This is a genomic window from Streptomyces sp. DSM 40750 (assembly GCF_024612035.1).
Classification (GTDB): domain Bacteria; phylum Actinomycetota; class Actinomycetes; order Streptomycetales; family Streptomycetaceae; genus Streptomyces.
Genome location: NZ_CP102513.1, coordinates 1,085,572 through 1,107,949, shown reverse-complemented (window position 1 = coordinate 1,107,949; position 22,378 = coordinate 1,085,572). Strand labels below are relative to the sequence as shown.

Genomic DNA, 22,378 nt, shown 5'->3' with positions numbered 1-22,378 from the left:
TCGGCATCGCTCGTGCACGCACAAAAGCTGTGGTTCATGACGTGTGCCCTCTTGGCCTGCAGGCCAAGAGGGCACACGCATGACCGGCGTCAGTCGGCGTACCACTCCGCCATGAACCGGCTCTGGTCCGCGTCGGGGCCGAAGCGGTCAATGGCCTCCATGGTGAACTCCTCGACGAGGTGCCCGATCGGGGTGGCGTGCCCGAGGCTTTCCGCCATCTCGTTGGCCAGGTGGAGGTCCTTGAGCATCAACTGGAGCGTGAAGCCCTGTGCCCTGTAGGAGCCGCCGCTGAGGAGCTGGGGGAACGTGTTCTCCGTTGTGTAGTTCCGGCTGCTCGACTTGTTGATGACCTCGACCACGGTGTCCTGGTCGATTCCGCACGCCTGCCCGAGACGAACGGCCTCGAGCGCGGCGAAACGGTTGCAGCTGTTGAGCAGGTTGTTCACGAGCTTCATCGCGTGTCCCGTGCCCGCGGGACCCACGTGGAAGACATCAGGGGTCACGGCCATCAGCAAGTCCCGGGCCTTGGCGAACGCCTGCTCGGAGCCTCCGACCATCAGGGTGGCCGTGCCGGCCCGGGCCCGTTTGACGCCCCCGGCGATCGGCGCGTCGACGAAGTCGACGCCGAGTTCGGCGAGGGCGGGAACGATCTCCCTGTCCGTCGTGGGCGCCCCGGTGGTCGTGTCGATGACCAGAGTTCCCCGCGCGAAGTGCCGGGCGATTCCCTGGTCGCCCAGGAGGAGTTCGAGCACGTTCGCCGGTCCCGGTAGCGAAAGGAAGACGTACCGGCAGTGCTTCGCTGTCTCGTCCGCCGGCATGAAGGTGGCGCCCCGGCTCACGAGTTCATCAGCAGCCTGCCTGTTCAGATCACTCACGTACAGATCGTGATCTGTCACGAGACGGCTCGCGATGGCCGAACCCATGGCGCCAACGCCGATGAACCCCAGCTTCTCGGACAATGGGTACCTCACTCACCTCACGGCCGACCCGGAGTCGACCAGCTCATGACCGTCGGTCGTGCTTGCGGGGAGGGACGGGCCGGGTTCCGGGCCGCTTCCCAGGATCAGGCCCGCGGGTTGAAGGGGTCCTTGATGGTGTTGCCGGTGTCGATCCAGGCGGACTTGACCTCGGTGTACTCGTTCACGGCATGCATGCCGTTCTCCCGGCCGATGCCGCTCTCCTTGAAGCCGCCGAACGGGGCGACGTAGTTGACCTTGCGGTAGTTGTTGATCCACACCGTGCCGGCGCGCAGGCGCTTGATCATCCGGTGCGCCAGCGCGATGTCTCGGGTCCAGACGCCTGCGGCCAGACCGAAACTGGTGTCGTTGGCGATGCGGATGGCGTCGTCCTCGTCACGGAACCGGATCAGTGAGGCCACCGGCCCGAACACTTCCTCCCGGGCGATGCGCATGTCGTTGGTGACCTCGGTGAACACCGTCGGCTCGACGAAGAGCCCCTTCTCCAGGGCGGGGTCGTCCGGGCGCTTGCCTCCGGCGGCGAGCACCGCGCCCTCGGCCTTGGCGATGTCGATGTACCGCAGCACCTTGTCGTACTGTGCTCGGCAGGCGACCGTCCCCATTTCGCTCGCCGGGTCGCTCGGATCACCCAGCCGGATCTGCGAGGCCCGGGTGGCGAGAGCCTTGGCGAAGTCGTCGTAGATGTCGTCGTGGACCAGGACGCGGGACCCCGCCATGCAGGTCTGGCCGGTGGCCGCGAAGATTCCGGCCATCACACCGTTGACGGCGTTGTCCAGATCGGCGTCGGGAAAGACGATGTTCGGCGACTTGCCCCCCAGCTCCAGCGACACACGGGCCAGCCGAGAGGCAGCCGTGGCCGCGATCTGCTTGCCGACCGCAGTCGAACCGGTGAACGAGATCTTGTCCACGCTGGGGTGAGCCACCAGCGCTGCTCCAGTCTCGCCGGACCCGGTCACCACGTTGACCACACCGTCGGGGAAGCCCGCTTCCTTGATCAGCCGTGCGAACACCAACGTCGAAACCGGTGTCACCTCCGACGGCTTGACCACCACCGTGCATCCGGCCGCCAGCGCCGGCGCGAGCTTGGCCATCAACAGCATCAGCGGGCTGTTCCACGGCGTGATCAGGGCCACGACGCCGATCGGTTCACGCATCGTGAACGCCTGCATGTTCGGCACGCTCGTCGCCAGCGTCTCACCGATCGGGCTCTCGGCCACCCCGGCGAAGAAGTAGCAGTGGTTCGCGAGTGCCTTCGCCTGGTCGGCCACTTCGCGGATCAGCTTGCCGTTCTCGCGTACCTGCACCGTCGCCAGTTCGGCGGCACTCTGTGTGATCAGGTCGCCCAACCGGCGCAACAGGCCCGCACGCGCCAGGGGAGTCGCGCTCGACCACGGACCCTCCTCGAAGGCCCGCCGTGCTGCGGCCACCGCGGCATCCACGTCATCAGCGGTCGCCGTCGGCACCTCCGCCCAGTCCTCACCGTCGAACGGACTGGTGCACCTGAACGTCGAGCCGTCGGCGCTCGCCCGCCACTGACCGTCGATCAGTATCGAGAAGCTCTCGATCGGCATCTAGGACCTTCCTTTCCTGGGGGTGCGCCATGCGGCGCTGGGGTGGGCAGCGGGAGTGGTCCTGCGCGTCAGGGACACGGGGGAGGAAGAAGCGGCCGTGAGACGGCCGGACCGGCACGAGGACGACTCGGCGAATGGCATGGAACTGCTGCCCACCTCGCGAATCTAGCTCTGAGGCTTCACTCGGTCAACTGTCAGACAAAGGCAAGTGTGCATGCAATCCTGGCCTGCGGCCGTAATCATTGGGCGGCCCGGGACTTACGTCGACTGCCAGAGGGAGCCTGCGGAGTTTGCGGCGCGATCTGGCCGTCGCGGGCGGGGGATCCGCGCAGAATGCCGCAAGCGTACGGGCGTCGTTCTCTCGCCGTTGCCGCTCGCGCCCAAAGTCAAGCGAGGCGTTTCCCCTCGTTGATGGTCGTCGCGCGTAGGCCCGAGACGGCCTCGCGAGTACGGCGCCACCCAAGTCACTACCATGAGAGGCAACGACATGGCCAGAAATGGGCTGATGTGGATGGGTGTACCGACAACTTCCCGGCACCTCGGCGCAGGACCGGGATATGTGCTGCAGGGGCCTTGTACGGCCACTGCCGTCGTGGATGGCCAGGGCAGCATCTCCCTGTGGAGTCCGGAGGCGGAATCTCTCCTCGGCTATCTGGCGAGAGACATCCATGGAACGCCTGCGGTGGATCTGCTGATGACTCCGGCGGACCGTGAAGCAGCGCTGGCAGCCGGCCGCCGACGGGATACGGCCGGGCAGGGCTGGGACGGTGTGCTGGCCATGAGACACCGAGACGGGCATGTGGTCCGGGTCGCGCTGCGCCTGCGTCCCGTGCTAGATGGTCAGGGGCAGGCCGGCTGGTCGGTCGGCGCCGCCGACGTGCGGCAGGTGGAGCGGTCGGAGTTCGATCAGGCGGTCCTCAAAGCGCTGTTCGAACAGGCCCCGATCTCGATCACCGTTGTGGGCACCGATCTGAAATTTCGCGCGGTCAATGCCGTGGCCATGCGCGATCTAGGCCTGCCTGCCGAGCGGATCATCGGGCGTCGCAACTACGAGGTCGCACCGGAGATCGACTTCCAGATAGCCGAGGAGCGCCTGCGCCGGGTGCGGGACACCGGCGAACCGGAGATCGGGTTCCCGGTGCGCGGTCGACTCCCGTCGGACGTGGAGCGCGAGGGCATGTGGTCCTCCTCATCGTTCCGGCTGACGGACTCGGCCGGCCACGTCCTCGGTATGTGCCAGACGTTCGTCGACGTCACCGAAGGTTATCGGGCCCAGCAGCGGCTGGAACTGCTGACCGAGGCCGGGGCGCGGATGGGCACCACGCTGGATGTGGAGCGCACCGCGCAGGAACTGGCCGACGTGGCCGTTCCCGGACTGGCGGACTTCGCCGTCGTCGACCTGCTGGAGGCCACGGTGCGCGGGGAGGAGCCGGCTCCCGTGCCTGTGGCCGTACCGGCGCTGCTTCGCCGGTCGGGAGTCCGATCGGTGCGGCCGGGGAATCCGGAGGCCGCGTATGTCGTGAGCGAGAGGGTGACGTTTTCCCCGGGCACACCACAGGCCCGATGCCTGGTGGGCGGGCGGCCGGAACTCTTGCGGAAGCTGGATGACGGTGAGCAGTCGACCTTCGATCCGCGCATCGTCGAGAAGATACGTGCGTCCGGCACCCGCTCGGCGATGGTCGTGCCGCTGCGGGCACGCGGGATCACGCTTGGTGTGGCTGTCTTCGCTCGCCACCGCGACTCCCCTCAGTATGACGAGGGGACTCTGGCCCTGGCCGAAGACTTCTGTTCGCGTGCCGCGGTGTGTATCGACAACGCCCGCCGCTACACCCGCGAACACACCACCGCTCTCGCTCTGCAGCGCAGCCTGCTGCCGCGCGCACTGCCTGACTCTCCTGCGGTGGATACCGCCTACCGGTACTTGCCCGCCGCCGCCCATGCCAGCGCCGGCGGGGACTGGTTCGATGTCCTGTCCCTGTCCGGTGCCCGGGTCGCCCTGCTGGTCGGCGACGTCACCGGGCACGGCCTGCATGCCGCGGCCATCATGGGGCGCCTGCGCACCGCTGTCCACACCTTGGCGGATCTCGACCTCGACCCCGACGAGGTCCTCGCCCACCTCGACGATCTCGTCGTCCGCCTGGCTGAGGAGGATCCCGACTGTCAGGGCGCCAGCTGTCTGTACGCCGTCTATGACCCGGTCTCCCGCCTGTGCACCTTCGCGCGCGCCGGCCACCCCCCACCCGCCCTGGTGCGCCCCGACGGAGCTGTGGAGTTCCTCGACGCCGTCCCGCCGGGCCCGCCGCTCGGCCTGGGCAGCCTGCCCTTCGAAACCGCCGAGTACCAACTCCCTGAGGGCAGTCTGCTCGCGCTGTACACGGACGGTCTCATCCAGCACCCGGGGCGCGACGTCGACGTCGCGTTGGATCGGCTGGCCCGCGTGCTGGCCGGTCCTGGCCGACCGCTGGAGCAGGTGGGTGACGCGGTGATGTCCGCCCTCGTCGCCGAACGCCGCTCCGACGACGTGGCCCTGCTCCTCGCCCGCACCCGTGTCCTGGCAGCGGACCGGGTCGCCTCCTTTCAGCTGGCGGCCGACCCGGCCCTGGTCGCCCAGGCCCGATCCCTCGCCACCCGCCAGCTCGCCGAATGGGGCCTGGAACCGCTCGCTTTTGCCACCGAACTCATCATCAGCGAGCTGGTCACCAACGCCATCCGGCATGCACGTGGCCCCATCGCGATGCGTCTCATCCACACCCAAACGCTCATCTGCGAAGTCTCCGACAGCAGCCTCAGCGCCCCGCACCTACGCCATGCCCGGACCACCGACGAGGGAGGTCGTGGCCTTTTCCTGATCGCTCAGCTCGCCTCCCGCTGGGGCACCCGCTACACCCACGACGGCAAGACCATCTGGGCCGAACAGCCCCTGCCTCCTGCCGAGGCGCCGGGTGGGCGGATGGACGAAGCGGTCGACCTGCGGACGGGCTGATACGCGGGAAAGCAGACTCGTTCAGCAGGGAGCTGGCTTTGTCTTTGGCGTTGCGCACATGCGGTACGCCGGGCCACCGAAGGGGGCAGGGCCGGCCGAAGGGCCCAGCTTGTGTCCGAGATGCCAGGACTCGTCGAAGATGATGACGCCCTTGCCTGCGGACTGTCTGTCGAACTCTGCGTACGCTTCCACGACCTGGTCCAGCCGCCAGTGATGATTGAACAGGTCGTCGGTCGGCAGCTCGTTGCGGGCGACGGATTCGGCACGCTGCGTTGCTGCACGATGTCAGGAGAATGTGGCTCCCCGAGGCGGCTTCTCACGGTGCTGCAGGGGAATACACAGCGCGGCTGGCGCCTGCGAGGCCGGCAGCCCCCATTACCGCACGTACCCCACCAGCGCGTGGGTCTTACCCGGCCGGTCGCCTCTCGGTCGCACGCTCATCGCGATGCCTTTGAGACTGTCGGGGGCGCTACCCGCCACCCAACCGAGGGGGAATCGGTTGCCCAAGGCCCACGCTGAAGCCGAAGGTGGCCAGCAGGAGACGGAGCCTCGGCAGCCAAGTCGATCAGCGGCAACACTGCGAGCACGGCCGGCCGGGGCCATCATGCTGAAAGCGCAGTCGGCGCCGGGTCAGCAGCCGGATCAGCCGGAGTATGGCGACGTGAGCAATTAGGGACGCCGCTCCGTGCACAGCCAGAAGCGGGCCGACAGGCCGCGTGTCGCGCCGTAGGCCAGGAGGTAGTGAGCAGATCCTGGCGACGGCGGGCGCTCTCTTTTTCCGCTCGTGAATGGCTGAGTGAGGGCCACTCAATACGGCGCGCCACACACGCCTGTGCCTCGCCTGCCCGGCGAGCTGGAACCGTTGGGCACGGTCGGCTGGGGAGGCCTGCCGGGTTCGATGCGCCGCGACCTGCTAAGACGCCAACGCGCTTGACTATGGAACCACTCGCTTACATCTTGACAGTGGGTTGAATGTCAGACATCTTGTGGGCATGTCCACACAGGTAGCCATCGTCACGGGCGCGGGCCGAGGCCTCGGCCGCGCCGTCGCCCACAGCCTGGCCCGCCGCAAGGTCGCCGTCGTCCTCGCCGGACGTACACCCGAGCATCTGGCGGAAGTCCGGGACGCCGTGATCGACGAGGGCGGCGCCGCGCTGGCCGTGCCGACCGATGTCTCCGACGCCGCGTCGGTCCAGGCCCTCTTCGACACCTGCCTGGAGGAGTACGGGCGTCTGGACGTCCTCGTCAACAACGCCGGTGTCACCGCGCAGGTGCAACTCGCCGACATGACCGAGGGCGACTGGGACCGTATCTTCGACATCAACGTGCGCGGCATGTTCCTGTGCAGCCGGGCGGCGGCCCGGCACTTCGCGTCGACGGGTTCCGGCCGGGCGATCAACGTCGCCTCGGTGTTTGGGCTGCTCGGTCGGCCCGGGTTCACCGCCTATGGAGCGTCGAAGGGTGCCGTCATCAACTTCACCCGCGCCGCGGCTGCGGAGTGGGCGAAGTTCGGAGCGCAGGTGAACGCTGTGGCGCCGGGCTACTTCGCGACGGACATCAACGCCGAACTGCGTGACGACGAGGCCGCGGTGGCCAAGGTGGTGCGGAGGATCCCCGCCCGGCGTATGGGGCGGCCGGAGGAACTCGCAGATCTCGTGACCTACCTGTCCCTCGACGCCCCGGATTTCCTGACGGGGCAGACCATCGCCATCGACGGCGGAGAATCCAGCGTCTGACCACGTCGCAAAGGAGTCGTACTAATGTTCGAGGCCGTCATCTGTGAGCCTGTCCGTACCCCGGTCGGGCGCTATGGAGGCGTGTTCAGGGACGTACCGGTCACACACCTCGCCGCCACGGTGGTCAAGGGCCTCGTCGACCGCACCGGCGTCACCGCTGACGCCATCGACGACGTGATCTTCGGCCAGGGCTACGCCAACGGAGAGGCAGCGGCCATCGGTCGGATCGCCGCCTTGGACGCGGGTCTGGACATCACCGTTCCGGGCCTGCAGATCGACAGGCGTTGCGGATCGGGGCTGCAGGCCGTGATCTACGCCTGTATGCAGGTGGCGACCGGCGGCTCGCAGCTCGTGCTGGCGGGCGGCGCGGAAAGCATGAGCCAGGCCGAGTACTACATCCCCGGTATGCGATGGAACCAGGGGCGTCAGCCCCAGCTGCTCGACCGGCTCGCCCAGCCGCGTGGCAACTCGGGCGGCCGACGCTTCCCCGTGTCCGGCGGGATGATCGAAACCGCTGAGAACCTGCGTGCCGAGTACGGCATCAGCCGCACGGAACAGGACGAGTGGGCGGTCCGCTCACACGCCCGCGCCGTCAGCGCCATGGAGCGCGGCCTCTTCGCCGACGAGACGATCCCGGTCGTGGTGCCCGCTCGCAAGGGAGACGACCTCACGGTCACCGCCGACGAGCACCCCCGGCCGGGGACCACGGTCGAGTCGCTGGCCCGGCTACGGCCGCTGCTCGAGGGCACCATCGACGGGGCGACCGTGACCGCAGGCAACTCCAGTGGCCAGAATGACGCGGCCGCCGTCGCCATTGTGACGACGCCGCAGCGCGCCGAGCAGCTCGGACTGCGTGCATACGCCCGGCTGGTGAGCTGGTCGCTAGCCGGGGTGGAGCCGCACCGTATGGGTATAGGGCCCGTACCCGCGGCGCAGCGGGCGCTCGAACGAGCCGGGCTCCAGTGGTCCGATCTCGACCTGGTCGAGCTCAACGAGGCCTTCGCCGCCCAGGTGCTCGCCTGTCTGCGCGAGTGGAAACTCGGCAGTGGCGACCTGGAGCGGGTCAACGTCAACGGTTCGGGCATCTCTCTCGGCCACCCGATCGGCGCCACCGGCGGCCGGATCCTCGCGAACCTGCTGCGGGAACTCGACCGCCGCGACGCGCGCTACGGAATGGAGACCATGTGCATCGGCGGCGGCCAGGGGATCGCGGCGATCTTCGAGCGGGTCGCGCGATGAGCCGGCGACGCGTCCTGGTGACCGGGGCCGCCGGATTCCTCGGCTCGCACGTGGTTGAACAACTCAGTGCGGCCGGCCACTACGACGTGGTGGCCACGGATGTCGTGTGCACCGAGCGCGCAGAAGCCCTGGCTTCCCTGAAGCATGTCGAGTTCCTGCCCATGGACCTGCGCGACACTGCGGCACTCGACACGGCCGTCAGCGCGAGCGACACGGTCATCCACCTCGCAGCGGTCCGCACCCAGGCATCCTCGACGACACCGCGCGCCGCACACGACGTGAACGTGGGCGCGGCATACGACCTGGTGAGCCTGTCGGCCCAGCACGGTGTCGAGCGCCTGGTGCTCGGGTCGACCCACAGCGTCTACGGCCCCTTCGACGACCCTGCCGCGCCCCCCTTCACCGAGGACCAAGCATCGATCCGTCGCGGCCTGAGCATGTACGCGGCGAGCAAACTGGCCGCTGAAGCTTTCGCGGAGGCCTTCGCCCAGGCCGGCGGCGCCCCGTACATCATCCTCCGATACGGCACGATCTACGGACCACGGGCCAACCGTGACTCCAATGCCGGCATCCTGATCGACATCCTCGACGCGCTCGACCGGGGTGAGCGCCCGTCGGTGCCGTGGCAACGGGACGCCGTGCACGCCCTCGTCCATGTCCACGACGCGGCGCTGGCCACCCTCCGCGCGGTCGAGGTGGCCGGCGTCGAGCGCACGGCGGTCAATGTCGTCGGACCGCCGGTCACGGCGGAGGAGCTCTACACGGAGCTCGTGCGTATCCACGGCGGTGACCCGGGTGCCATCGAGTGGCGTGACGAGCGCACCAGGTATCAGTACGTCAGCGCCGGGAGACTGGCCTCGGTGCTGGGCCTCACCGCGACGACCGACCTGCTCAGCGGCCTGCGGGAGTTCGTCGACTGGTACCGCGAAGACGTCAAGGGCGTCGACCGAGCCCAGTGACCGGAACCCAGAGATCGGAAGACGAACCCTGTGACCCGCATCCTGTATCTGAGTCTGTCCAACGCCACGTACTCCTCGAACTACTTCCCGTTCCTGCGCAGGTACATCGATGACTTCGTCTCCGAAGGCACGGAGGTCGAACTGAGGGGGGCCCGGGTCGGACGCATCGACAGCTTCCGGTTCTGGGAGGCCCTCGACTCCGTGTCGATCCTGGATTCCGTGCTGGACGCGGAGCAGTCCGGCTTCGACGCGGTCGCGATCGGCAACATCCTGGACCCCGCGCTGCGCGAGGCCCGCTCCATGGTCGACATCCCCGTGCTCGGCTACGGGGAGACCTCGATGTTGGCCGCGTGCCTCATGGGCAGCAAGTTCGCCCTGGTGGGCGTCAACCCCTACTTCGGGGGACGCTTCGAGGAGAACGTCGCCAAGTACGGGCTGCGCGAACGACTGGCCGGCATCGAGTGCATGGACCTCACCCCGCACGAGCTGGACGCCTGCTTCTCCGACGACGAGGGCCGCAAGCGGGCCACCGACTCGTTCCTGGCGGCGGCCCGGGCGACCATGGCCCGCGGAGCCGAGGTCATCATCCCGGCGGGCGGCCGCATCACGGCGTTCCTCAACTCCGTCGGTCTGCGCGAGGTGGACGGCGCGCCCGTCCTCGACGGCACGGCGACGCTGCTGGCCATGACCGAGTCGGCGGTACGGATCCGTGCCGCGGCGGGTTCCTTCGTCAGCCGGCGACGCCTGTACGCCAAGGCCCCCACCGACGTGATCGGGGCAGCGGCGGCCGAATACGCCGAGAGCTACGGGCTGCCCGCGCTGGCCCGGCTCGCAGACCCCGCCACCGAGGCCCCTGAGGAGAAGAAGTGAGCGCGCCCCAGCCCATCGGACCGCCGGTCTACCCCCTGAGCAAGCAGGACACCTTCGTGTCCAATCTCGACCGGCTGAGGGAGACCTCGGACGCCGTGGCGGACGCGTTCCGCGGCCTGCGTCACGCGGCCGACGCGCACGGCACTTTGGACGCGAAGCAGCGCGAACTCTGCCTGCTGACAGGCTTCGCCGTCACCCGCAACGAGGGCGGGTTCCGCGTCCACTGCACCCGCGCCAAGGACGCGGGCGCGACGCTGGAGGAGATCGAGCAGGTCGTCATCCTCATGCTCGGCACTTCCATGGGCCTGGTCCCGGTCGTCGAAGCGCTCAGCTGGGTGCACGACGAGCTGAAGTGACCAGAAACGTTGTCCCACTACCCGCACCGCCCCCTTCGGAAGGCCGAAGGCATCGACAGGAGGACATATGGCCGACGTCAATCAGCCGAAGAAGGCTCTCGTGGTGGGCGCCGGCTCCGGCATCGGACGCGCCACGGCCCTGCGCCTGGCGGACACGGGCATCACCACCGCCGCGGCCGATCTGAACGCCGAGGCCGTCCAGACGCTGGCGAAGGAGCACCCGAACATCATCGCCCTGGGTGACAGGCCGTGGGACGCGACTGACCCGGAAGCCTGTGACCGCATGCTCGAGGAAGCCGTCGATGCACTGGGACGCGTCGACCACGTGATTTCCACTGTGGGCTGGACGGCCATCACACCGTTCCTCGACGAGTCGCCCGAGTACTGGCGACGGATCATCGACGTCAACCTGATGTCGAGCATCTACCTCTCGGCGGCGGCGGGGAGGGTACTGCGCGAGCACGGCGGCAGCATCGTCCTCACCTCGTCCGAGGCGGGCACGGTGGGGACCTCGGGCGAGACCGTCTACTCCGCGGCCAAGGCGGGCGTCATCGCACTGGTCAAGTCACTCGCCCGCGAATGGGCCCGCCACAGCATCAGGGTCAACGCGGTGGCCCCCGGGATCACGGCCACGCCACTGCTGGAGAGCCAGGGCGGGGACTCACTGCTGTCGAAGATCGTGCGGGGGGTCCCGCTTCGCAGGGCGGGCGAGCCCGAGGAGATCGCCGCCGCCCTCACGTTCCTCGCGCTCGACGACGCGAGCTACATCACCGGCCAGACCCTGTGTGTGGGCGGCGGTCTGACCATGGGGTCGTAGACGCGGACACACATGACGAGTGCGGCGCGGCCGGCGGCGGCACGCACGGACAACTCCCGATGGTGAGGACAACATGGAACTCGACAACAAGACGATCATCATCACGGGTGGCTCTCGTGGCATGGGACAGCGCCTCGCGCTCCGGCTCGGCGGCGAAGGCGCCAACGTCGTAGTCAACTACCGGCGCGACGCCGAAGCGGCGGAGCAGACCGTCGCCCGTATCGAGGAAGACGGTGGCAGAGCCCTGGCTGTGCAGGCCGACATCTCGGACACCGAAGCCGTCGAGGCGCTCGTGGAGACCGCGGCCGACCGATTCGGCAAGATCGACGTCATCGTCGCCAATGCGGCGGCCAGCGCGTTCAAGCCGCTGACACAGATCCACTCCCATCACATAGCCAAGACGATGGGCATCACGGTCCAGGGCTTCCTCGATCTGGCGCGCGCCGGTGCCCAGCACATGCCGCCCGGCGGGAGGATCGTCGCCGTCTCGGGATGGGACAGCTTCCGCGTCCTTCCGGGGCATGGGCTCCTCGGCGCCGCGAAGGCCGCCATGGAGACGATCGTGAAGTACTTCGCGATCGAACTGGGCAGCCGCGGCATCACCGCCGTCGGGGTCTGCCCGGGGCCCATCGACACCGATTCCTTCCGGTACTACGCCGGCGAGGCCTGGGAGGACTACGAACGCCAGTGGCTGGCCCAGACACCCTCCGGCGCCTACCCCACGCCGGAAGAAGTCGCCGAGGTCATGGCGTTTCTCTGTTCCCCTCGCAGCGCGGCCATCAACGGCCAGACGATCGTCGTCGACGGCGGGCTGTCGCTCGCCACGATGCCGATGTCCTTCGGACAGGGCTGAAGCCATGACTACCGCAATGAACGTCGCGACGCAGACGGTCGTCCAGCTCATGAGTCAGATCGAGCGCCGGCCCCGCCACTCCGTCGCGGTCGAGGGATCCGACGGCCGGCACCGGCTCACCGTCGCTGACCTGACCCAGGCATCGAACCGGCTGGCCAACGCCTTCATCGGCCTCGGACTGGCCCCGGGCGACAGGGTGGCATACGTCGCGCAGAACCACGTCGAGTACGTGGTGCTCGAGTTCGCGCTGCTGAAGGCGGGACTGGTCAAGGTCCCGCTCAACCACCGGTTTACGCCGCACGAGCTCCGCCGGTGCATGGAACTCGCCGACGTCCGCCTTGTGGTCGCGGACGGTCCGGCTGCCGCCGCCATCGACGAGGTCGTCGACGGTGACGAACTCCTGAAAGTCGTCCTGGGCGAACGGCCGGGCTGGCGTTCGTTCGACGCCCTGGCCGCAGCGGGCTCGCCACTGCGGCCACGGGTCCACGTGGGGCCCGACGACCTGTACCACATCAGGTTCAGCTCCGGATCGACGGGACGGCCCAAAGGCATCGCGATCTCGCACCGTGGGGCACGCGCGGCGATCCTCGGCAACACCTGGGTGATGAGCACGAGCGGACCGACACTCGCTCCCCGAACCCTGCAGGTGGCGCCCCTGGTGTACGCAGGCGGCTGGAGTGTTCTGCCCACGCTGCTGTGCGGGGGCACGAACGTGGTCCTGCCACGGTTCGACGCGGACGAGACACTCCGGGTGATCAAGGACGAGCGGATCGACTGGATGTTCGCCGTTCCGACCATGCTGCGCCGGATCAGCGCTTCCGACGAACTCCCGCTGCTGCGTGACGCACAGCTCTCCTGCCTGATGCTGGCCGGTGAACCCGCCGCCCTTCCGGCGCTCGAGACCGTCAGCGAGCATACGGACGCACTGCTCCAGTGCTGGGGACAGACCGAGGCACCCGCGTCCACTACTCTGCTCAGCCGACAGGAGATGAGGACACCCGCGTTGTGGCCCTCCATCGGCCGGCCCGTTCCCGGAGTGGAGTTCTCCCTCCTCGTCGGCGGTGACGTACTCGACGAGGTGCCGCCCGGCATCCAGGGAGAGCTGGTGATCCGCACCCCGAGCATCACCACTGCGCTCCTCGGCGCGGAGGCCGAGCACGCCGAACGCCTTCTTCCCGACGGTTGGTGGCGCACCTCGGACCTGGGCCACTTCGACGAAGAGGGTCGCGTCTTCATCGTCGGCCGAGCCAGCGAGACGATCATCACCGGCGGCACCAACATCCAGCCTGTCGAGATCGAACGCGCTTTTGAAGAGCATCCCGGAGTGCGTGAGGCCGTCGTGGTGGGCGTTCCCGACGAGCAGTGGGGCGAGACCCCGGCGGCGCTGGTCCACGCGCCCGACCTCGACGCCCTCAAGCCGGAGGAGCTCACTGACTGGGTGCGCGGCAAACTGGCCGGATTCAAGAATCCCCGCCATGTCTACCTCTCGAGCGACCCGATTCCTCGGGCCTCCGGCGAGGCCAAGATCGCTCGCGGCGACATCAAGCGGATGCTCCGCGCGTGGGTGGCGGATCCCACCCACGTCCCTGCCAACGTGACAAAGGTGGTGACCTCTCGTGGATGAGATCGTGGTCGACGGTACGGACGTGATCGGTTCGGTACGGGTGAACCGCCCGGAGCGTGGCAACTCGGTGACGCCGGCCGTCGTTACGGAACTCGGTGACGCCGTCCAGAGGCTGTGCGACACGGACGGGGTCAAAGCGGTCGTGCTGACCGGGACGGGTTCGGTGTTCTGCGCCGGGGCCGACGTCCGGGAGATGTTCGACGTGTACCACGGCGATGGCGCCGATGGCCTGATGGACTACCTCGCCGACGTGTGGATGCCCGCCGTACAACGCACCGTCCGCCTCATCTGGGGCGCCCCGAAGCCGATCGTCGCCGCGTTCAACGGCGCGGCCACGGCCGGTGGGCTCGACTTCGGTCTGGCCTGTGACGTGCGCGTGGCCGCTTCCACCGCGCGTTTCGCCGAGAGCTACGTCAACCTCGGGATGGTCCCGGTGGCCGGCGGCGCCTACCTGCTGCCCCTTGTGGCGGGCCTGCCCGCCGCCACCGCTCTGTTGGCATCGGGCGCCTTTGTCAACGCCGACCGGGCTCTCGGCCTCGGCATCGTGAACGAGGTGTGCGAGCCCGACGAGCTGGATGCCTGCGCATTGCGGTGGGCATCGGACATGGCTCACGGGCCCGTCGAGACCTTCGCGCGGGTCAAAGGCATCGCCCGCGGTGCGTCGACACCGGCCTTCGAGACAGCCCTGCGCGACAGCCTCGCCGCGAACATCGAACTGATCGCGCGCCCTGAGGTCCGAGAACGCATCGTCGCCGTCATGGAAAGGTTCAGTCTCGCGTCGGCACGCCGCGGCTGACTGCTTCAGTTTCAGTTCGTCAGGCAGGTCGTCGCATGCGCGCCGTCAAGGACGGTGCGCCAGTCAGGGCCCGTGCATTCGGGAGGCGGCCTGAGCGCGAAGGTGAGCTGCGGTCGGCGATCGGCCGGCTCGGCGCACTCGGGGGTGAACAACCGCAGCTCCGCGTTACGGGACATCAGCCTGTCGACACTCCTCTCGCGCTTCGCGCTCCTCGCCGCCACACCGCCGGGGAGGACACCGCTCAGGGCGCAGCGGTGCAATCGGGTCTATATACACCGTCTTCGACGGCAGTACCCGGCCCTGGGCGGGTGAGCCACGAGCTGCCGGTGAGAAGCTGCCGTCGTTGAAGATCACGGCCCTTGGCGGTGCGGTCCACGATGCTGATCAGCCGCCGATTGCCGACATGGGGCGGTCCGGCTGGACGAAGGACGGGTCGTCCAGGCCTGCTCCCGCCTTCTTGCCCCACATCGCCAGGCGCCAGATGCGGGCGATCTCCTCGTCCGGGGCGCCCGAGCGCAGGGCGGCGCGGAGGTCGGTTTCCTCGCGGGCGAAGAGGCAGGTGCGGACTTGGCCGTCGGCGGTGAGGCGGGTGCGGTCGCAGGCCGAGCAGAAGGGGCGGGTGACGGAGGCGATGACACCCACACGGTGAGGGCCGCCGTCCACCAGCCAGCGTTCCGCCGGGGCCGAGCCTCGCTCGTCCTGGCCCTCTGGGGTGAGGTCGAAGCGGGTGCGCAGTGACGTCAGGATGTCGCCGGCCGTGACCATGCCGTCGCGCTTCCAGCCGTGCTGGGCGTCCAGGGGCATCTGTTCGATGAAGCGCAGCTCGTAGTCGTGCTCCACGGCCCAGGCCAGGAGGTCCGGGGCCTCGTTCTCGTTCAGGCCGGGCATCAGGACCGAGTTGACCTTGACGGGGGTCAGGCCGGCGTCGCGGGCGGCTGCCAGGCCCTCGAGGACGTCCTTGTGGCGGTCCCGGCGGGTCAGGGTCTTGAAGACGTCCGGGCGGATGGTGTCCAGCGAGACGTTCACCCGGTCCAGACCGGCCGCCTTCAGGGCCGTCGCCGTGCGCTTGAGACCGATGCCGTTGGTGGTGAGGGACATCTGGGGACGGGGGGCGAGAGCCGCCACGCGCTCCACGATGCCGACCAGGCCGGGGCGCAGCAGCGGTTCGCCGCCCGTGAAGCGGACCTCCGTGATGCCCAGCGTGCGGACCGCTATGTCGATGAGACGGACGATCTCGTCGTCCGTGAGCAGGTCGGGCTTGGCCAGCCACTGCAGGCCTTCCTCCGGCATGCAGTAGGTGCAGCGCAGATTGCACCGGTCGGTCAGCGAGACCCTCAGGTCGGTGGCCACTCGGCCGTAGGTGTCGATGAGCACGTGGGCCCCCTCCCTCGTCATACCGAACGCAAGTCCCTAAAGGACGTGTCCGGTCGAACCGCATGTCGGCAGACATTTTTTGGCCCGCATTGTATTGCCGCTTTCTGCGCCGTCACTCCATGACGTCGGGATGCTGTTGCGCTCGCCGGGTTTCAGTGTTCGATGAATGCCGGGCTCGGCAAGCAATCCCGACTGCCTGCCAGCATGCCATCGCGTACGAGTGCGGTGGGAGGGAGTTTTTTGTCCCTGGCTACGGCGCAGCTCGAGGTGCGCTCCGTCTTCCCTGACGTTTTGTCATAAGGAGGTGGATTACGGCTTGGGAACGGGCGGGGAGGGCTTCGTGGTCGCGGGCCATGCCGGGGTCTTGACGGACTCCAGGAGCAGCTGGGCGACGTCGACGACCGTGATGGATTCCTTGGCCTTGCCCTCGTTCTTCTTGCCGTTGACCGAGTCGGTCAGCATGACCAGGCAGAACGGGCAGGCGGTGGAGACGATGTCCGGGTTCAGGGAGAGGGCTTCGTCGACGCGCTCGTTGTTGATGCGCTTGCCGATCCGCTCCTCCATCCACATCCGCGCGCCACCGGCGCCGCAGCAGAAGCCGCGTTCCTTGTGGCGGTGCATCTCCTGCTGGCGCAGGCCCGGGACGGCGGTCATGATCTCGCGCGGGGGCGTGTAGATCTTGTTGTGACGGCCCAGGTAGCAGGGGTCGTGGTAGGTGATGAGGCCCTCGACCGGGGTCACCGGGATCAGCTTGCCCTCGTCGATGAGGTGCTGGAGCAGCTGGGTGTGGTGGATGACCTCGTAGTCGCCGCCGAGCTGCGGGTACTCGTTGCCGATGGTGTTGAGGCAGTGCGGGCAGGTGGCGACGATCTTCTTGGCGGACTTCGGCTTCTTGGTCTCCGGGTCTTCGTCGTCCTCGCCGAAGGCCATGTTCAGCGCGGCGACGTTCTCCATGCCGAGCTCCTGGAACAGCGGCTCGTTGCCGAGACGGCGGGCCGAGTCACCGGTGCACTTCTCGTCGCCGCCCATGATCGCGAACTTGACGCCCGCCATGTGGAGGAGTTCCGCGAAGGCCTTGGTGGTCTTCTTGGCGCGGTCCTCCAGGGCGCCGGCACAGCCGACCCAGTACAGGTACTCGACCTCGGAGAGGTCCTCGATGTCCTTGCCGACGACCGGGACCTCGAAGTCGACTTCCTTCAGCCACTCCAGGCGCTGCTTCTTGGCCAGGCCCCAGGGGTTGCCCTTCTTCTCCAGGTTCTTGAGCATCGTGCCCGCCTCGGACGGGAACGCGGACTCGATCATCACCTGGTAGCGGCGCATGTCGACGATGTGGTCGACGTGCTCGATGTCCACCGGGCACTGCTCGACGCAGGCGCCGCAGGTGGTGCAGGACCACAGGACGTCGGGGTCGATGACGCCGTTCTCCTCGACGGTCCCGATCAGCGGACGCTCGGCCTCGGCGAGCGCTGCGGCGGGCACGTCCTTGAGCTGCTCCTCGGACGCCTTCTCCTCGCCCTCCATGGTCTTGCCGCCACCGGCGAGCAGGTAGGGGGCCTTGGCGTGCGCGTGGTCGCGCAGCGACATGATGAGGAGCTTGGGGGACAGCGGCTTGCCGGTGTTCCAGGCCGGGCACTGCGACTGACAGCGGCCGCACTCGGTGCAGGTCGAGAAGTCGAGGATGCCCTTCCAGGAGAACTGCTCCACCTGGCTGACACCGAAGACGTCGTCGTCACCGGGGTCGGTGAAGTCGATCGGCTTGCCGCCGGAGGTCATCGGCTGGAGACCGCCCAGCGCCGTCGCACCGTCGGCGTTGCGCTTGAACCAGATGTTCGGGAAGCCGAGGAAGCGGTGCCAGGCGACACCCATGTTGGTGTTCAGCGAGACCGTGATCATCCAGATCAGCGAGGTGCCGATCTTGATCATCGCGACGAGGTACACCAGGTTCTGGAGCGTTGACGGGTCGACGTCCTTGAAGGCGAGGACCAGCGGGTACGAGGCGAAGTACCCGGCCTCGTAGTGCTCCACGTGGTGGATGGCGCCCTCGAGGCCGCGCAGCACGTAGATCGCGAGACCGATGGTGAGGATGACGTACTCGACGAAGTACGCCTGCCAGGCCTTGGAGCCCGCGAAACGCGACTTGCGGCCGGCCCGGGAGGGCAGGTTGAGCAGCCGGATGGCCATCAGCACGAGGATGCCGAGGATCGTCATCACACCGATGAACTCGATGTACATCTCGAACGGCAGGAAGCCGCCGATGACCGGCAGCGTCCAGTCCGCCTGGAACAGCTGGCCGTACGCCTGGGCGAGGGTCGGCGGCAGCGTCAGGAAGCCGATCGCGACGAACCAGTGGGCGAAGCCGACGATCCCCCACCGGTTCATCCGGGTGTGGCCGAGGAACTCCTTGGCCAGGGTGATCGAGCGCGCCTTCGGGTCGTCCGTGCGGCTGCCCGCCGGCACCGGCTGACCGAGCTTCACGAACCGGTAGATCTGCGACACGGCTCGGGCGATCAGCGCAACGCCGACCACGGTCAGGACCAGCGACACGATGATCGCGGCGAGTTGCATGAGGGGATCACTTTCTCAGCGAATCCGAACGGAGTCGGGTCGTGCCCAAGGGTGACTGTGGCACCGAACTGGGAGTGCGCACGTCTCAGCCCTTGCGGGTGTTGATCTCCTCGGTGAGCTGGGGGACGACGTCGAAGAGGTCGCCGACGACGCCGTAGTCGACCAGGTCGAAGATCGGGGCTTCGGCGTCCTTGTTGACGGCGACGATGGTCTTGGAGGTCTGCATGCCCGCGCGGTGCTGGATGGCGCCGGAGATGCCGTTGGCGATGTAGAGCTGCGGCGAGACGGACTTGCCGGTCTGGCCGACCTGGTTGGTGTGCGGGTACCAGCCGGCGTCGACGGCGGCGCGGGAGGCGCCGACGGCCGCGCCGAGGGAGTCGGCGAGGGCCTCGATGATCGCGAAGTTCTCCGCGCCGTTGACGCCGCGGCCGCCGGAGACGACGATCGCGGCCTCGGTCAGCTCCGGACGCCCGGTCGACTCGCGCGGGGTGCGGGCGGTGACCTTGGTGCCGGTGGCCAGCGCGCCGAACGTCACGGACAGTGCCTCGACGGCGCCGGCGGCCGGGGCGGCCTCGACGGCGGCGGAGTTGGGCTTGACCGTGATGACCGGGGTGCCCTTGGAGACACGGGTCTTGGTGGTGAAGGAGGCGGCGAACACCGACTGGGTGGCCACCGGGCCGGCGTCGCCGGCTTCGAGGTCGACGGCGTCGGTGATGATGCCGGAGCCGATGCGCAGCGCGAGGCGGGCGGCGATCTCCTTGCCCTCGGCGGAGGACGGCACCAGCACGGCGGCCGGGGACACGGCCTCGACCGCGGCCTGGAGGGCGTCGACCTTGGGGACGACGAGGTAGTCGGCGTATTCGGACGCGTCGTGGGTGAGGACCTTGACCGCGCCGTGCTCGGCGAGCGCGGCGGCGGTGTCGGCGGCGCCGTTGCCCAGCGCGACGGCGACGGGCTCGCCGATGCGGCGGGCCAGGGTCAGCAGCTCCAGGGTGGGCTTGCGGACGGCACCGTCCACGTGGTCGACGTAGACGAGAACTTCAGCCATGGGATTGCTCTCCTGCGGATTGCGAAGTCTGAGGGGCGGTAAGGGAAATGGGCCTCAGCCGGGCCAGGGGCCGCGGCGGGCCGCAGGGCCTTAGATGAACTTCTGGCCCGCGAGGAACTCAGCGAGCTGCTTGCCGCCCTCGCCCTCGTCCTTGACGATCGTGCCGGCGGTACGCGCAGGGCGCTCGGTCGCGGAGTCGACGACCGAGTAGGCGCCCTCCAGACCGACTTCCTCGGCCTCGATGTCGAGGTCGGACAGGTCCCAGGACGCGACCGGCTTCTTCTTCGCCGCCATGATGCCCTTGAACGACGGGTAACGCGCCTCGCCCGACTGGTCGGTGACGGAGACCACGGCCGGAAGCGAAGCCTCCAGCTGCTCGGAGGCGGCGTCGCCGTCACGGCGGCCCTTGACCACGCCGTCCTCGACGGAGACCTCGGAGAGCAGGGTGACCTGCGGGACGCCCAGGCGCTCGGCGACCAGCGCGGGCACGACGCCCATGGTGCCGTCGGTGGACGCCATGCCGGAGATCACCAGGTCGTAGCCGGCCTTCTCGATCGCCTTCGCCAGCACCAGCGAGGTGCCGATGGCGTCGGTGCCGTGCAGGTCGTCGTCCTCGACGTGGATCGCCTTGTCCGCGCCCATCGACAGCGCCTTGCGCAGCGCGTCCTTGGCGTCCTCCGGACCCACCGTCAGAACCGTGATCTCCGCGTCGTCCGCCTCGTCGGCGATCTGCAGCGCCTGCTCCACCGCATACTCGTCCAGCTCGGAGAGCAGACCGTCCACATCGTCACGGTCGACGGTCAGGTCATCGGCGAAGTGCCGGTCGCCAGTGGCGTCGGGCACGTACTTCACAGTGACAACGATCCTCAAGCTCAAGGCAGGCCCCTTCACAAACGATCTCTACACTCATGCTCTTTGTTGACAATGCGAGAAGAGTATGACATTTAAATTCTAGTTAGATCAATACTGACTGCTCTCGAGGCACCCCTACGGACCGACGCATCAGCCATGGCTGGCAGCTGCACGCCAACGCTCGTGGATGCCTCGAGACCTGGCGTGCCGAACATGAAGGAGGACGCCGTGCTCATCGGTGTGGTGAAGGAGTCCAAACCGGGCGAGACGAGGGTCGCGACCACGCCGACGACCGCCGCGCAACTGCTGAAGCTCGGCTATGAGGTGGTGGTCGAACCGGGTGCGGGTGCGGCATCCAGCTTTCCCGACGACGCGTATGTCGAGGCGGGCGCCACCATCGGTGATGCCCTGGCGGCCGACATCGTGTTCGGGGTGAACCCACCGTCGGTAAAACAGTTGGACGGACTGCGCGAAGGAGCCACGCTCGTAAGCCAGTTGGGGCTGATGGGGGAGCCCGACCGGGTGGAGGACCTGGCCGGGCGGCCGATCACCGTGCTCGCCATGGACGCCGTACCGCGGATCTCACGTGCCCAGTCGCTGGATGTGCTGTCCTCGATGGCCAACATCGCCGGCTACCGGGCTGTGGTCGAGGCGGCCCATGAGTTCGGCCGGTTCTTCACCGGCCAGGTCACGGCCGCGGGCAAGGTGCCTCCGGCCAAGGTGCTGGTCGCCGGTGCCGGTGTCGCCGGCCTCGCGGCGATCGGCACCGCCGGCAGTCTGGGCGCGGTGGTGCGTGCCACCGACCCGAGACCGGAGGTGGCCGACCAGGTGAGGTCACTCGGGGGCGAGTACCTGGCGATCGAGTCGTCCGAGGCGGCAGTCAGCGCGACGGGGTACGCCAAGGAAATGGGGGACGGCTACAAGACGCGTGAGGTGGAGCTTTACGCCACGCAGTGCCAGGACGTCGACATAGTCATCACCACCGCCCTCATCCCCGGAAGGCCGGCGCCGCGACTGATCACCGCCGAGATGGTGGCCGACATGAAGCCGGGCAGCGTGATCGTGGACATGGCCGCGTCCAACGGCGGCAACGTGGCGGGCTCCGTCGCGGGTCACAAGGTGGTGACAGACAACGGGGTGACCATCATCGGCTACACCGACCTCGTTGGCCGGCTTCCCGCCCAGGCCTCCCAGCTGTACGGAACCAACCTGGTCAACCTCATGAAGCTGCTGACGCCGGACAAGGACGGCACGCTGGTGCTGGACTTCGACGATGTCGTGCAGCGTTCGATGACCGTCGTGCGCAAGGGGGAGTTGACCTGGCCTCCGCCGCCGGTGCAGGTGTCGGCGACTCCGACGGCGGCGCCTGCGGCGACGGCGGTTCGGGGCGACAGCGCGGCTCCGCGAGTCGTCTCACCCGCCAAGCGGTTCACGGCGGTCGCGGCAGTGGGCGCACTGCTGTTCGTGACGGCCGCGTTGTCGCCGCGCGCACTGCAGGGCCATCTGACCGTCTTCGCCCTCGCGATCGTGGTCGGCTACTACGTGATCGGGCATGTGCATCATGCCCTGCACACTCCGCTGATGTCGGTGACCAACGCGATCTCCGGCGTCATCGTGGTCGGAGCGCTGCTGCAGATCGGCCACGGAGACACGGCGATCACGGCCGTCTCGTCCGTCGCGATCCTGCTCGCCGCCATCAACATCTTCGGTGGGTTCGCCGTCACCCGGCGCATGCTCGCCATGTTCTCCAGGAGCTGA

18 protein-coding genes are annotated in these 22,378 nt (G+C 68.3%); 11 read left to right on the top strand and 7 right to left on the bottom strand.

Going from position 1 to position 22,378, the window contains the following annotated elements; genetic code table 11:
- Positions 1-89: 89 nt before the first annotated feature.
- Together JIX55_RS05175 and JIX55_RS05170 are read right to left on the bottom strand one after the other, a co-directional pair.
- A complete protein-coding gene (locus JIX55_RS05175; RefSeq protein WP_257562034.1) occupies positions 90-971 on the bottom strand; it encodes an NAD(P)-dependent oxidoreductase in 882 nt (293 codons plus the stop codon).
- A 92-nt stretch (positions 972-1,063) separates the two neighbouring features.
- Positions 1,064-2,548, bottom strand: a complete 1,485-nt coding sequence (locus tag JIX55_RS05170; RefSeq protein ID WP_257562033.1) for an aldehyde dehydrogenase — start codon at positions 2,546-2,548, stop codon at positions 1,064-1,066.
- 592 nt (positions 2,549-3,140) lie between these two features.
- Between JIX55_RS05170 and JIX55_RS05165 the strand changes: the two genes are divergently transcribed.
- From JIX55_RS05165 to JIX55_RS05120, 10 genes are all read left to right on the top strand, one after another.
- Entirely contained in the window at positions 3,141-5,531 is a 2,391-nt protein-coding gene (locus tag JIX55_RS05165) for a SpoIIE family protein phosphatase (RefSeq protein ID WP_257562032.1), read from the top strand.
- Between the two features lie 992 nt (positions 5,532-6,523).
- Entirely contained in the window at positions 6,524-7,267 is a 744-nt protein-coding gene (locus tag JIX55_RS05160; RefSeq protein ID WP_257562031.1) for an SDR family NAD(P)-dependent oxidoreductase, read from the top strand.
- Between the two features lie 24 nt (positions 7,268-7,291).
- Complete coding sequence (locus tag JIX55_RS05155) at positions 7,292-8,506, top strand: acetyl-CoA C-acetyltransferase (protein WP_257562030.1); 1,215 nt, start codon at positions 7,292-7,294, stop codon at positions 8,504-8,506.
- The gene (locus JIX55_RS05150; protein ID WP_257562029.1) at positions 8,503-9,465 is read left to right on the top strand and encodes an NAD-dependent epimerase/dehydratase family protein; all 963 of its coding nucleotides are present in this window, start codon (positions 8,503-8,505) and stop codon (positions 9,463-9,465) included. Before JIX55_RS05155 ends, JIX55_RS05150 begins: the two co-directional genes overlap by 4 nt.
- Before the next feature lie 30 nt (positions 9,466-9,495).
- Positions 9,496-10,335: an aspartate/glutamate racemase family protein gene (locus tag JIX55_RS05145; protein WP_257562028.1), complete on the top strand. Its 840-nt coding sequence runs from the start codon at positions 9,496-9,498 to the stop codon at positions 10,333-10,335.
- Positions 10,332-10,691 carry a carboxymuconolactone decarboxylase family protein gene (locus JIX55_RS05140; protein WP_257562027.1) on the top strand — a complete coding sequence of 120 codons (360 nt, stop codon included), beginning with the start codon at positions 10,332-10,334 and terminating at the stop codon, positions 10,689-10,691. Before JIX55_RS05145 ends, JIX55_RS05140 begins: the two co-directional genes overlap by 4 nt.
- Positions 10,692-10,758: 67 nt before the next feature.
- The gene (locus JIX55_RS05135) at positions 10,759-11,508 is read left to right on the top strand and encodes an SDR family NAD(P)-dependent oxidoreductase (protein WP_257562026.1); all 750 of its coding nucleotides are present in this window, start codon (positions 10,759-10,761) and stop codon (positions 11,506-11,508) included.
- A gap of 73 nt (positions 11,509-11,581) precedes the next feature.
- Positions 11,582-12,361, top strand: coding sequence for an SDR family oxidoreductase (locus tag JIX55_RS05130; protein WP_257562025.1), 780 nt, complete (start codon positions 11,582-11,584; stop codon positions 12,359-12,361).
- Positions 12,362-12,365: 4 nt separating this feature from the next.
- Positions 12,366-13,985: a class I adenylate-forming enzyme family protein gene (locus tag JIX55_RS05125; protein WP_257562024.1), complete on the top strand. Its 1,620-nt coding sequence runs from the start codon at positions 12,366-12,368 to the stop codon at positions 13,983-13,985.
- A complete protein-coding gene (locus JIX55_RS05120; protein ID WP_306819983.1) occupies positions 13,978-14,781 on the top strand; it encodes an enoyl-CoA hydratase/isomerase family protein in 804 nt (267 codons plus the stop codon). Before JIX55_RS05125 ends, JIX55_RS05120 begins: the two co-directional genes overlap by 8 nt.
- An 11-nt stretch (positions 14,782-14,792) precedes the next feature.
- On the opposite strand, the gene JIX55_RS05115 is transcribed toward JIX55_RS05120, so the two are convergent.
- The 5 genes from JIX55_RS05115 to JIX55_RS05095 all read right to left on the bottom strand — a co-directional run bounded on the left by JIX55_RS05115 (position 14,793) and on the right by JIX55_RS05095 (position 20,644).
- Positions 14,793-14,957: a hypothetical protein gene (locus JIX55_RS05115; RefSeq protein ID WP_257562023.1), complete on the bottom strand. Its 165-nt coding sequence runs from the start codon at positions 14,955-14,957 to the stop codon at positions 14,793-14,795.
- A 208-nt stretch (positions 14,958-15,165) separates the two neighbouring features.
- A complete protein-coding gene (gene moaA / locus JIX55_RS05110; RefSeq protein ID WP_257569219.1) occupies positions 15,166-16,155 on the bottom strand; it encodes a GTP 3',8-cyclase MoaA in 990 nt (329 codons plus the stop codon).
- 309 nt (positions 16,156-16,464) lie between these two features.
- Complete coding sequence (locus JIX55_RS05105) at positions 16,465-18,720, bottom strand: (Fe-S)-binding protein (RefSeq protein WP_257562022.1); 2,256 nt, start codon at positions 18,718-18,720, stop codon at positions 16,465-16,467.
- Positions 18,721-18,805: 85 nt separating this feature from the next.
- A complete protein-coding gene (locus tag JIX55_RS05100; RefSeq protein ID WP_257562021.1) occupies positions 18,806-19,768 on the bottom strand; it encodes an electron transfer flavoprotein subunit alpha/FixB family protein in 963 nt (320 codons plus the stop codon).
- Positions 19,769-19,858: 90 nt separating this feature from the next.
- Entirely contained in the window at positions 19,859-20,644 is a 786-nt protein-coding gene (locus JIX55_RS05095) for an electron transfer flavoprotein subunit beta/FixA family protein (protein ID WP_257562020.1), read from the bottom strand.
- A 189-nt stretch (positions 20,645-20,833) separates the two neighbouring features.
- Here JIX55_RS05095 and JIX55_RS05090 point away from each other — a divergent pair, with 189 nt between their 5' ends.
- The gene (locus tag JIX55_RS05090; RefSeq protein ID WP_257562019.1) at positions 20,834-22,378 is read left to right on the top strand and encodes a Re/Si-specific NAD(P)(+) transhydrogenase subunit alpha; all 1,545 of its coding nucleotides are present in this window, start codon (positions 20,834-20,836) and stop codon (positions 22,376-22,378) included.

Bases quoted from the DNA above. Each gene is read 5' to 3' on its own strand.
- JIX55_RS05090 (WP_257562019.1), top strand. From the start codon at position 20,834: ATGAAGGAGGACGCCGTGCTCATCGGTGTGGTGAAGGAGTCCAAACCG.
- JIX55_RS05130 (WP_257562025.1), top strand. From the start codon at position 11,582: ATGGAACTCGACAACAAGACGATCATCATCACGGGTGGCTCTCGTGGC.
- JIX55_RS05170 (WP_257562033.1), bottom strand. From the start codon at position 2,548: ATGCCGATCGAGAGCTTCTCGATACTGATCGACGGTCAGTGGCGGGCG.
- JIX55_RS05115 (WP_257562023.1), bottom strand. From the start codon at position 14,957: ATGTCCCGTAACGCGGAGCTGCGGTTGTTCACCCCCGAGTGCGCCGAG.
- JIX55_RS05100 (WP_257562021.1), bottom strand. From the start codon at position 19,768: ATGGCTGAAGTTCTCGTCTACGTCGACCACGTGGACGGTGCCGTCCGC.
- JIX55_RS05105 (WP_257562022.1), bottom strand. From the start codon at position 18,720: ATGCAACTCGCCGCGATCATCGTGTCGCTGGTCCTGACCGTGGTCGGC.
- JIX55_RS05160 (WP_257562031.1), top strand. From the start codon at position 6,524: ATGTCCACACAGGTAGCCATCGTCACGGGCGCGGGCCGAGGCCTCGGC.
- JIX55_RS05150 (WP_257562029.1), top strand. From the start codon at position 8,503: ATGAGCCGGCGACGCGTCCTGGTGACCGGGGCCGCCGGATTCCTCGGC.
- JIX55_RS05135 (WP_257562026.1), top strand. From the start codon at position 10,759: ATGGCCGACGTCAATCAGCCGAAGAAGGCTCTCGTGGTGGGCGCCGGC.
- JIX55_RS05125 (WP_257562024.1), top strand. From the start codon at position 12,366: ATGACTACCGCAATGAACGTCGCGACGCAGACGGTCGTCCAGCTCATG.
- JIX55_RS05155 (WP_257562030.1), top strand. From the start codon at position 7,292: ATGTTCGAGGCCGTCATCTGTGAGCCTGTCCGTACCCCGGTCGGGCGC.